Origin of the sequence: Pseudoalteromonas sp. K222D (assembly GCF_017653575.1) — a bacterium.
In the GTDB taxonomy this organism is placed as follows: Bacteria; Pseudomonadota; Gammaproteobacteria; order Enterobacterales; family Alteromonadaceae; genus Pseudoalteromonas; species Pseudoalteromonas nigrifaciens.
On the sequence record NZ_JAGGDL010000063.1, the window covers coordinates 1 to 11,180 of the forward strand.

The window sequence follows — 11,180 nt, forward strand, 5'->3', positions numbered from 1 at the left end:
GGTCATCGCGTTCTAGCCTGTGGAGAGATTGACATTAGTCAGCTTGTTGAAGCAGGAACTTGCCTTATGAGTGATCACAAGGCCCCGATGGTTTTAAACTAATCGGAATCCCCCTCCTTTCCTGAACTTGTTCAGGCGCTTGGCGAGGTGGTGGAGGATGTCAAGGATAAAACTTAACGTTTCAACCTATGTAACCTGATGTAATAAATTACAATTGCGCAAAGCTATCTACATATTGGCTTAGGCGCGGTATATCTACTGCTAATAAACCTTGGGTACTTCTTTGTACTAAGCTTTTTTCTACGAGTTCTGTTACAACGCGCCTGTAAGCGCGCTCAGTGGTTGCAAAACGTTCTGCTTCGGCATTTACCGTAGGGTATGCACGCAGCAGTGTAGGGTTGTTGTTCTCGGCTCTTAGTAGGCAGTCTTTAGCTATGTTATAGCTCAGTGGCAGTAATAATTTATCTAGGTTTATTTTTTGATTTTCTTGAAATTTAGCCGCTATAGTTTGTGCTGTGTATAAACTCAGCTCAGGTTTTTCAAGTAATAACGCACGCCAATGCTTTAACTCAATTAAATTATAAGTTACATCGCTAAAACAGGTTACTGTATAAATGCAGGGGTTATTATTGAGCGCTTCTATTTCACCAATGAGGGTGTTATTGCAATCGAGTTGACCAAGCAGCAGGCGTCGTCCGTTACCTACATCGTAACTAAACGACACAGTTCCGCTGCGCACAAGTACCAACTTAGTTAAAGGCTGGTCTTGTTGTATTAATATTTCTTTTTTTGATTGCTGATAACTACTACCGGCAAAGGTAAGTAGTTGTTCAACAAGATAACTGGAAAAATGGTATTGAAACATCAATCATACTCTTCGGACAATTGTCCTATTTATTGCACCTTAATGGCGATAGCATCAAAGCTCTAAGAAATTATGTTAAATTAATTAACATATCAGGTGCTGCTAATATAATGGGCTGGCACTGTTGGGTTAATTATTTAAGCAGTATAGCTGCTGATAACCAACAGAGTTTTAAGCCATTTATAGGTTAACTTTTATTTAGCTGTTACGTTGTTGTACAGATTCAATGTACTAAAGTGCAATGCTAACCTAAAGCCTAGGAGAGAACAATTGAGTTGGGAATATTTAGGTTATATAGCATCCGCTTTACTGGTTGCATCGTTAACAATGACCGACGTGGTAAAGCTGCGTTGGTATAATTTATTTGGCTGTATCGCCTTTACTATTTATGGCTTAGCTATTGGTGCAGTACCCGTTGCGTTTACTAATGGCTTACTTGCGTTTGTAAACGCGTATCATATTATTAAATTATACCGTAATAAACAGCCAGAGACTAAAAAGGATTAGCCTAAACTAATCCTTTTTTGGTTTTTATAAGATTGCGTCAAGCGCTATGCCGTCAACGCGGCGAGTGGGATATAACGACTCAACCACAAAACTAGGCACAAAACCTTTAGCCGAAGACACCACTACTTTTGATTTAGCGCCAATAATACGTGCGTTTACAATAACACCGCGATTAGTATAAGTAAGCGTGCCGGTTAAAGTGTATTCAATATGCGGATAGCCTTTTATTTCTCGACCATTACGACTAAATGAAAAGTCGCCATTTGGGGTTACATGTACAGTACCTGTGTGTTTGTAATCTACAACAGATAATCCAAATTCTTGTAATTCAGTAATAAAGCTCTCAGCTAAATGGTTACCAAAAATATTAGTTGTTTGTAGGTTGTCATCTAAATTTACAAAAGAAGTAATGGCAATAGGGGTATTACTATTTATGTAATTCATATTTTCAATTAGCTTCATGGCTAATTGTTCGGTGTAATTACTAAGTAACTTACTGCTATTTATTGGGCGGTAGTTTTTTTCTGGAAACTGCCAGTTACTCACGCGAGGCGAGTCATTTTGAACATGCCTTGTGTTATGAGAATAGTCATTATGAGGAGCGTGACCATTGTAAACAGGGTGACTAGAACAAGCTGAAAGTGAAAGGGTAAAAAGTGCCGATAAAGTAAGAGATATTTTTTTTGATAACATGTTTTCTTCCTGAAACATAAGGGGATTTTTAAATTACCCCACTTTATCGACACACTTTTTGATTACTTTAATTAAATTTTCTCATTAATTTGTTATTTTCAGTTTGTATTCAGCTTATTGTGCAGTTACAGCCTCTTTTTCGTAACGAAGTTTGCCTGCAATCCATGTTTGTAATACGTTTATTTTATATAGCTCATCAACCGGTGCTTTAAAATAATCTTTATCTATTAAAATAAAGTCGGCCCACTTTCCTTGCTCTAAACTACCCACTTTAAACTCTTGATGCGCTGCATAAGCACCGCCTAGGGTAAAAGCACGTAGTGCGTCTTCACGGCTTAATACTTCGCTAGCGCGCCAGCCCTGGGTTGGCTGTTGGTTGTGATCCATACGAGTAATTGTTGCATACAAGCCATCAAAAGGATTTGCCAGTTCTATTGGGTAGTCAGACCCTGCTGCAATCACTGATCCCTGTTTTAAAAAGGTTTGCCATGCATAAGCACCCGCTAATTGCTTTTCGCTTAAGCGTTGCTCTGCCATGTGCATATCAGAGGTGGCATGCACTGGTTGCATTGAAGGGATAATTTTTAATGTTTTAAAGCGCTTAATATCATCAAGCGTTACTATTTGTGCATGCTCCATACGGTTGCGCAGTAAAATTCCGCCGGTTGCTTTAAACACATTTTTATACGCATCTAGTACAACGTGGTTAGCTTTGTCGCCAATTGCATGGGTGTTAGCGCTAAAACCGCTTTTAAAACTAAGCGTAAATAACTCTTCTAGTTTTTGCTGGGTTTCGAGCATTAGGCCATGGTGGTTTTTTCTGTCGGCATAATCCTCAATTAGCGCGGCGCCACGCGAACCTAATGCGCCATCAGCATAAACCTTAACGCTGCGAATAGACATAAAGTCGTTGGCATCTTGGTATCGACCTGCTTTTAACATGGTTTTTAAATCAGGACTCGCGCCGCTGAGCATAGCCACAATACGCAGCGGTAAATTACCTAGCTCACCGCGTTCTTTATATAATTCCCAAGTGGTTTTATCTATACCCGCATCATGGGTTGAGGTAATCCCTAAACTTAATAAGTGATTACCGGCAGCATCTAAAGAGTCACTAATGGTTTGTTTTGATGGTTTTGGCATAAATTGTTTAATTAACGATTCTGCTTTATCTACAAATATACCAGTAGGATTGCCAAATTCGTCTTTGATAATTTCGCCGCCTTCTGGCGATTGGGTGTTTGCAGTAATACCCGCAAGCTCTAGGGCTTTACTATTTACCCAAATAGCGTGGCCATCAATTCTCGACAGTATAATAGGGCGATCGCTCACTACTTTGTCTAAATCGGCAGCGGTAGGAAACTGCTTTTTTTGCCACAGTTCTTGATTCCAGCCACGGCCAATAATCCAACCTTGTTTGTTATTTGCAAATACTTTGAGTTTATTAGTAACTTCATCAATAGAAAGCGCACCGCGTAAATCTAATTGAGACAGGTTATTGCCTAAACCAATAATGTGGCCGTGTGCGTCAATTAAACCCGGTAAAAGGGTATTGCCATGGGCGTCAATAAGCTTGGCATCAGGAAAGTTATTTTTTAGCGTATCGCCGCCAAGTTTAACTACTTTACCGTTTTTTATAACTAAAGTAGAGAATTGCTGAACTTCACCTTTGTACAAAGGTGTGTAGCCGTTGGCGTTGTAAATAACTTTAGTTTGTGCAACCGCAAGGCTTGAGCCTGCGCAAAGGCAAGCGAGTAGCAAAGGTTTGATTATTTTTTTGAGTGGCATAGTGAGCTTATTTTTATTGTTAATGGCTTTAACATAACAAACTCACTTTTATAATACCAACCACTTGAGGTGGTTGGATTGTTATTTGTGCAGAGTAAGCCAGTTAATTTATTGGTAAATTAATTACTGACTTGCATAAAGTGTAAATTCGCTTAAAGAAAGGTGGCCGTCTTTGTCTTTATCGTAACTTGCAAAACGAGACCATAGAGCAGGGTCACTGGCTGTTTCTGCTCGGCTTAATAAGCCGTTTTGGTTACGATCAAATTTTTCAAATTGCTTGGCAATGTTATTGCTGCTGGCAAAGCTTGGTGTGCTACAAACACTAAGCGCAACGAGCGCTATATAGCTTATATTTTTCATAAATTACTCAGTAGAGGTTATTCGTAAGATAATTTTTAAATTCAACCAATGAAATTTTATTATCTTGGTTTTTATCCCATTTGCTAAAGTTGTTTAGTAAGTGCGGTTGAGCCTCAAGCTCATGGTGAATTAAATAGCCGCTTTTATCTATATCAAGGTGATCAAAACGTTGCTTTACATCAAGTGCTAATGAATTAAAGCTTAGTAATAATAAGCAACTAACTAAACAAGCGCGTATCTTCATGGTGCTCCTTCGCAAAGCTCATTTTAATGTCATTCGTAATAAAATAAAGTACTTGCCATAATTTAACGCCCAACATTAAATCCATTTACACACTCCCTCAGGGGTTATAGCAAATACTTTTAGTTAATTTTACAAGGCTAAACTTGAATTTAAACTTAAGGCTTAAACGCCTCAAACTCTTTTTTAGAGATCATTTCATCGTTATTTACATCTAAATCAGAAAACTGTTTCATTACATCTTTATCTTTTTTTGCTTCGGTAATAGAAATTTTTCCATCCATATTTTTATCTAAAAAAGCAAAACGAGCATTAAACGATGAAGCCAGGGCAGTAGCACTAATAACTAAAAACAGTAACGAAAATGCGGCTATAAGTTGTTTCATAAAAAACTCCTTTGGTTACTAGGTTAGTTACTTAATAAACTGTTTAAACTCATCTAGCGACAATTGACCATTTTGATCAGTATCAATTTGTGAAAAGTTTTCATGAAGTACGGCGTCCTCACCAGCTTCAGCTTCGCTGAGAGTACCGTTACTGTCTTTATCAAGTTCATTAAAAGTAGCTTGTACATCCATTGCCAGCGCGTTAGCGCTCAAAAAGCCTAGCGCAACGATTGGCATAATAATTAAAAAGCGATTACTCATGATCATTTCCTTATAAGATAAACTTAGATTAACTATTACAAAAACGATGCCAATTATTTTTACCTTTTAAATTCAGTTGCTTATGGTTTTTGGTGTTATAGGTTAAGCAAGTTTTACAGGTATCTGTGTGTTTTTTGCAACGAAATTTGGCTTATAAGTAAAGAAGCAATATAAATCAAGTAGTTGAGTTGTTGCTGTTTGGCAACAGGCGGCTTTACAGTACGAATAACAGATATGTGAACTACCCATCGACGCCGCTTCGCGTCGATCAATGGGTTTTCTCGGAAAATTTCGATAAATTGATTCAGCTAGTGTATAACTTAAACGCTTAATAATAGGCTGTTTAAAGTTACTAAAGGATGGATGCAATGCCAGCAGCGATGGCTGAAAAATACAAAGCAATACTTAATTGGCGCCCTAATTTAATTAGCCAGTTTGTAATGAGTATGCTGCTGTCGTTATTACCCTTATCGTTAGTGGTTATTGTATTTTTAAATGCGCTTAATAAGCAGTTAGCTGTAACTCAGCAAATTGTTAGTAATAACTACCAAGTAACTAAATCGTTTAATATTTTAAAACAAGAGCTCAATAGTTTAGAGCGCGCTACTCGGCAAAATTGGGTACTAAAAAGTGAGTCACTCGATACGCTCATAGTTGATAAGTGGCAAGCATCGCTACAAAGTATTGAAGATCTTACACGTATAGCGCCCAGTAAAAGTCACACCGCACAATGGCAGCGTTTAATGAATACTCTGCAACTAGCACACACTCAACTTGTTGAACAAAAACAACAGCAGGTAGCCTTGTTTTTGCCTATTAGCGATTTACTCGCCGAACTTACCTTATGGTTACGCGATAAAAGCGAAACCCAAATTACTAATAATCAAAAAGAAATAGCGCAGTTACAAACTTCATTTATTAACTGGCTGGTGGCGCTAATTCCGCTAACACTCTTAGTAGGAGGCGGTTTTTTGTGGCGTATAAGTGGCCGCTTAAAAAGCCTGACTAAAATTATTGGTAAATTAGGGCAAGGTGACTGGCAACAAAAAATAGCCGTGCAAGGCTCAGCAGAGCTAGTTGAATTAGGTAATAAATTACAATGGGTGCAAGCTCAGTTACATATACTTGAGCAGCAAAAAGACACCTTTTTACGCCACGTTACCCACGAACTTAAAACACCTCTAGCCTCAATGGTCGAGGGCACCGACCTACTCAGCGATGAAATAGTTGGCCCTATAACTAAAGAGCAACGCGCTGTACTTGAGCTTATTAGCCAGTCTATGGTGCGCCTTCGTACTATGATTGACAGCCTACTTAGTTATAATGCGATTCGTACTAGTAAAGACAGCGTAAGTGAGGTTGAGTTTAATCATTTAATTAATAAAATTAATAGTCATTTTGAGCACCGCCTAACAGCCCGAGAGCAAACCCTTATTTGGCATAACAACTTACCTAATAAGGCGCTTGCGTTACCTGGGGAGTTAATTGAAATGATTTTAGTGCAATTAATTTCTAATGGCTTAAAGTTTTCACAACACGGGCAGGCAGTATCTATAGCGTTAACCTTTGAGCACAGTAAGCTAAAAATGGCGATAAGCGACGAGGGATGCGGAATTAAAGAGCACGAAAAAGCACATGTTTTTAGCGCATTTTATCAAGGTAAGCATAGCAAAAATGTTACGCTACAAGGCAGTGGCTTAGGCTTAACTATTGTTAAAGAGTCAGTAGAGCAATTAAACGGACAATTATTAATAGAGCAAAATGAACCCCAAGGTTGTCGATTTTTAATTACGCTTCCCATAATAACAAATCAAGGAGTTAACTAGCATGACCTCGCGTTTAATGGCTATTTTATGTGTGTGTGGCAGTGCCATCATTTTATCGGGGTGCAAAACTAATACCCCCCAACAGCAAGTGGTTGATAGCCCAGTGGCGCAAACTCAAACTAAAGTAACGAGCGATAAAAACAGCCAGCCAAGCCCAAAGCCTCGGCCTAAAAGCGATCCTATGTATCCCCCTGCGGAGCAAGTAATAGCCTGGCATGCTAATAAATGTGGTGGTTTTAAGTTAACCCCAGATAACAAAGATTTTGTTGGCGAAAAAGAACTAAAAAACTTTTTTCAATTTATGTGTTTAAACACTAGTAGCGATCCTAATACGGTAATGAGTAAGTTACTTAAACTTGACCAAGCTTACTATTGGCCAGACGATATAAAACAGTATTTATGGCTACAAAAACAACAAGTAACACTACAAATAAATGCTAAAAAAGAGCAGCAAGCACTTAATAATAAAATGCAACAAACGCTCTCGTCATTAGCAACCATAGAGCAGCAACTGTTATTACGCGAAGAAACTAAGGAGCAGTAGTTATGCCAGCAATAAAACCGCAAGGTGCAAAAGTATTATTAGTGGATGACGATGCCAGCTTATTAAAATTGCTCGCTATTCGTATCGAATCAAAAGGCTACGAGGTTACCACCTGCGAGAGCGGCCTAACTGCGTTACAAATATTAAAAAGCCAAGTGTTCGATGCCGTAGTAACTGACCTGCGCATGGACGAAATGGATGGCATGGCACTGCATCGCCAATTGCAAAGCCGCTATCCGGCATTGCCCGTTATTATGATGACAGCGCATGGCTCTATTCCTGATGCGGTAGAGGCTACCAAACAAGGCATTTTTGCATTTATTACCAAACCAATAGATAAAGACGAGTTATTCGACAGCTTAGCAAAAGCGATAGAAATACACGGCGTAAATGCCGATGAAATAATACCCACTAGCAATATAGTTACCCGTAGCGGCGCTATGCTACATTTGCTAGAGCAAGTTAAACTGCTAGGGCCAACGCAAGTTAACGTATTAATATCGGGAGCCAGTGGTACGGGTAAAGAGTTATTAGCTCAAGCTATTCATCAGCATAGCCATGTAAGTAAAGGCCCATTTGTAGCGATAAACTGCGGCGCAGTACCTGGTGAACTGCTAGAGTCAGAATTATTTGGTCATAAAAAAGGTTCGTTTACTGGGGCAATAAAAGATCACCAAGGACTGTTTCAACAAGCTGAGGGAGGCACCTTATTTTTAGATGAAATAGGTGATATGCCGCTTAATTTACAAGTTAAGTTACTGCGCGTATTGCAAGAAAAAACCATACGTCCAGTCGGCTTTCAAGAAGAAATAGCCATAGATGTTCGCATTGTATCGGCAACTCATAAAAACCTCCCCGACGCGATTATAAACCAGCAGTTTAGGGAGGATTTATACTACCGCTTAAACGTGGTTAATTTAAAACTCCCTCCTTTGTGCGAGCGTCGCGAAGATATAAGTCTACTTGCACAATACTTTAGCGCCAGTATTGCAAAGCGAATGAAGCAAAGCGAAAAACACTTTGCCAACGACGCCATGCACGCACTCGTGCGTTACGACTGGCCAGGTAATATTCGCCAACTTCAAAACGTGGTAGAGCAAGTTGTAGCACTTACCCCAAGCGAAGTTATTTCAGAGCATTTAGTGCTAAGTGCATTAAATAGCAACGAAAAAAATGTAGAGCCATTGTCGCTAAACGACGCTAAAAAAGAATTTGAACGCGACTACGTAATAAACACCCTTAAAATGGCTGGTGGAAATGTCGCCGAAGGCGCAAAACTAGCTAAACGTAACCGTTCAGATTTTTATAAACTGATTAAAAAGCACAATATAGATGTTGATAATTTAGCTTAAATAACCAATTTATAGGAATTAAACATGCAGTTATTCATGGTGTATTTAGGTGGGCGAATTCAGGGCTGTCATATAGAAATGCACGACATTCGTTTTGTAGTTGGGCAAAACATTGAGCAAACCTATACTAAATTAAAAAGCCAATGGGTGGGCGACAAAAACAGCGTGCATATGGATAGCTACATGGCAATTAACCACATAGATGGTTATAAAGTTACAGTAAGCGACACGCCAGTTGAGCAAACTAAACAGCTTTACTTTGTAAACTTAGGCGCCTACAGAAGCGATTTAATGGCTGAGCAACACGACTTTGCACTGTATGTAGCAAGCAGTAGTCAAGAGGCCAAACAGCGCGCTAAAAACGATTTACTCGCTGGCTTTAGCCATATTCATAAAGATGATTTACACGACGTAGACGATTGCTTTGCAATAGATTTACTCGACAGCCAGCTTAGTATAAAACTGACCCCAAGTGGGCAAGCACAAAAAATTAAACCTGATTGGTTTGGTTATCATGTACTTTAAACACATAACGCAGGATTAAGAATCCTGCTCGTTTTGTTCTTCTTTTTCGCTTTTAGCCGCCATTTTAAAGGCTACAACCACTAAGCCAAACATTGCAAATGGTAGCGCTGCTAACATGTATTCAATCATGTTACTGTCTTGATAATCCGCTTGCATAAAAAAGTGCCCCACCACACACATTAAAATAACCACCAGTAATATAGGCAGTAGCATGAGTTCTTTTTTTGCAGAATGGTTTTTCATTGTTGTTATGACTTTAGCTAAAAATAAAGCGCTATTGTAATGAGCAAGTTAGCGGTAGGTCAAACTACTCAGACTTTTAATATGGTTTTGGGTATAATTAGACCATTAATTGCAGTTTTGGTATTTGTTTTTGGAGGTTAAGTGGATAAAGCATTGGAGCAGGTTTACCTAGTTGGTGGTGCAGTGCGTGATTTACTGCTAAAAAGAGCATCAAATGACAACGATTATGTTGTTATTGGCGAAACGCCACAAGCAATGGAAGCGCTAGGCTTTGTGCCAATAGGTAGCGATTTTCCGGTTTACTTACACCCAAAAACCAAAGAAGAATATGCACTTGGGCGCACTGAGCGAAAAAGTGGTAAAGGCTATACCGGCTTTGTGGTTGATGCTAGTCCAGATGTGACTCTAGAGGAAGACTTAGCCAGACGTGATTTAACCATAAACTCTATGGCGCTCGATGCTAACGACAATATAATTGACCCATTTAACGGCCAGCAAGATCTTAAAGATAAAATACTGCGCCATACAACAGATGCATTTGTAGAAGACCCAGTGCGGGTGTTGCGTATAGCTCGGTTTTTAGCGCGTTTTGGCAGCGAGTGGCGTATACATCCGAGCACTTATGCACTAATGCAACAGCTTAAGCAGCAAGGTGAGCTTAATCATTTAGTGCCAGAGCGAGTATGGTTAGAGACCGAAAAAGCCCTGGGTGAAAAGCATCCCGAACTTTATTTTCAAGCGCTGCAAGGCTTAGGTATTTTTCCCGAGCTTGAACAAATGGTTAATGTGCCGCAACCTAAACAACATCACCCCGAGGGCGATGTGTTTGTGCATACTATGTTAGTGCTTAGGCGTGCAGCCGACTTAAATTTTGATCTAGCAACGCGTTTTGCTGCATTAACTCACGACTTTGGTAAAGCGATCAGTTTTAAAAAACGCGGTAATTTACGTGGGCATGAACGAGATGGGGTTGCTGTAGTTGAACAGTTTTGTGAACGTTTAAAAATACCTAATTGCTTTCGCGATATTGGCGTACTTACTAGCGATAATCACACTCTTTGTCATACATTAGAGCAATTAAGGCCCGAAACGGTTCATAAGTTAATAGTGACTAATTTAAACGCCTTGGTTCATCCACAACGTTTTATTGCTTTTACTCAAGCATGCCAATGCGATGCACAAGGGCGCGGCGAAACACTTGTAAATAAACCCTACCCGCAAGCAGCTAAGCTGCGTGCTATTCATGCAGAACTATTAAAGCTAGATAAAAAACAAGTAGTACAAGCAGCACTTAACAGCGGCAAAAAAGGCCCAGAAATAGGCGAGGAAGTGAAACAAGCGGAAATAAACTGTGTAAAAGCATTTTTAACTCGAGAAAAACAAGCACAGTAGTAGGGCATTAAAAGTAATTAAATTAAGTAACTTGATGTGCTGTTATTTTTATTGCACTGGTGCTGCGTTACTTTTTTATCGAAATTTTCCGAGAAAACCCATTGATCGACGCGAAGCGGCGTCGATGGGATGAATCGGAATAGTTAGCCCTGCTCTTGAATGTATTTTCGAATTGTATCAGCAGCCGCATTTCCAAC

14 protein-coding genes are annotated in these 11,180 nt (G+C 39.4%); 6 read left to right on the forward strand and 8 right to left on the reverse strand.

Annotation, left to right across the window (positions count from 1 at the left end):
* Nucleotides 1-208: 208 nt before the first annotated feature.
* Complete coding sequence (locus tag J5X91_RS17405) at nt 209-865, reverse strand: cyclic nucleotide-binding domain-containing protein (RefSeq protein ID WP_011327309.1); 657 nt, start codon at nt 863-865, stop codon at nt 209-211.
* A gap of 270 nt (nt 866-1,135) precedes the next feature.
* On the opposite strand from J5X91_RS17405, the gene J5X91_RS17410 reads away from it, so the two are divergent.
* Nucleotides 1,136-1,372: a YgjV family protein gene (locus J5X91_RS17410; RefSeq protein WP_058372650.1), complete on the forward strand. Its 237-nt coding sequence runs from the start codon at nt 1,136-1,138 to the stop codon at nt 1,370-1,372.
* Between the two features lie 24 nt (nt 1,373-1,396).
* Here J5X91_RS17410 and J5X91_RS17415 read toward each other — a convergent pair whose 3' ends face one another.
* From J5X91_RS17415 to J5X91_RS17440, 6 genes are all read right to left on the reverse strand, one after another.
* Nucleotides 1,397-2,065: a FlgO family outer membrane protein gene (locus J5X91_RS17415; RefSeq protein WP_086998054.1), complete on the reverse strand. Its 669-nt coding sequence runs from the start codon at nt 2,063-2,065 to the stop codon at nt 1,397-1,399.
* A gap of 114 nt (nt 2,066-2,179) precedes the next feature.
* Nucleotides 2,180-3,853 carry an amidohydrolase gene (locus J5X91_RS17420; RefSeq protein ID WP_086998057.1) on the reverse strand — a complete coding sequence of 558 codons (1,674 nt, stop codon included), beginning with the start codon at nt 3,851-3,853 and terminating at the stop codon, nt 2,180-2,182.
* 123 nt (nt 3,854-3,976) lie between these two features.
* The gene (locus tag J5X91_RS17425) at nt 3,977-4,213 is read right to left on the reverse strand and encodes an EF-hand domain-containing protein (RefSeq protein ID WP_182679001.1); all 237 of its coding nucleotides are present in this window, start codon (nt 4,211-4,213) and stop codon (nt 3,977-3,979) included.
* A 7-nt stretch (nt 4,214-4,220) separates the two neighbouring features.
* Nucleotides 4,221-4,457: an EF-hand domain-containing protein gene (locus J5X91_RS17430; RefSeq protein WP_208835324.1), complete on the reverse strand. Its 237-nt coding sequence runs from the start codon at nt 4,455-4,457 to the stop codon at nt 4,221-4,223.
* A 155-nt stretch (nt 4,458-4,612) separates the two neighbouring features.
* Nucleotides 4,613-4,840 (reverse strand): hypothetical protein, encoded by a 228-nt coding sequence (locus J5X91_RS17435; RefSeq protein WP_208835325.1) that lies wholly within the window; start codon nt 4,838-4,840, stop codon nt 4,613-4,615.
* Nucleotides 4,841-4,867: 27 nt separating this feature from the next.
* Complete coding sequence (locus J5X91_RS17440) at nt 4,868-5,101, reverse strand: EF-hand domain-containing protein (RefSeq protein WP_011327316.1); 234 nt, start codon at nt 5,099-5,101, stop codon at nt 4,868-4,870.
* Nucleotides 5,102-5,469: 368 nt separating this feature from the next.
* On the opposite strand from J5X91_RS17440, the gene J5X91_RS17445 reads away from it, so the two are divergent.
* Genes J5X91_RS17445 through J5X91_RS17460 form a run of 4 tightly spaced genes read left to right on the forward strand, consistent with a single transcriptional unit; the run spans nt 5,470 to nt 9,348 of the window.
* On the forward strand, nt 5,470-6,927 hold the full coding sequence (locus J5X91_RS17445) for a HAMP domain-containing sensor histidine kinase (protein WP_208835326.1): 1,458 nt from the start codon (nt 5,470-5,472) through the stop codon (nt 6,925-6,927).
* A 1-nt stretch (nt 6,928) separates the two neighbouring features.
* A complete protein-coding gene (locus J5X91_RS17450) occupies nt 6,929-7,471 on the forward strand; it encodes a hypothetical protein (protein WP_179807410.1) in 543 nt (180 codons plus the stop codon).
* 2 nt (nt 7,472-7,473) lie between these two features.
* Entirely contained in the window at nt 7,474-8,823 is a 1,350-nt protein-coding gene (locus tag J5X91_RS17455; RefSeq protein ID WP_179807409.1) for a sigma 54-interacting transcriptional regulator, read from the forward strand.
* A 24-nt stretch (nt 8,824-8,847) separates the two neighbouring features.
* Nucleotides 8,848-9,348: a DUF1543 domain-containing protein gene (locus J5X91_RS17460; RefSeq protein WP_011327321.1), complete on the forward strand. Its 501-nt coding sequence runs from the start codon at nt 8,848-8,850 to the stop codon at nt 9,346-9,348.
* A gap of 15 nt (nt 9,349-9,363) precedes the next feature.
* Here the strand turns inward: J5X91_RS17460 and J5X91_RS17465 are convergent, their stop codons facing one another.
* Nucleotides 9,364-9,591, reverse strand: a complete 228-nt coding sequence (locus J5X91_RS17465; RefSeq protein ID WP_058372658.1) for a hypothetical protein — start codon at nt 9,589-9,591, stop codon at nt 9,364-9,366.
* Between the two features lie 141 nt (nt 9,592-9,732).
* On the opposite strand from J5X91_RS17465, the gene J5X91_RS17470 reads away from it, so the two are divergent.
* A complete protein-coding gene (locus J5X91_RS17470; protein ID WP_208835327.1) occupies nt 9,733-10,983 on the forward strand; it encodes a multifunctional CCA addition/repair protein in 1,251 nt (416 codons plus the stop codon).
* Nucleotides 10,984-11,180: the final 197 nt, after the last annotated feature.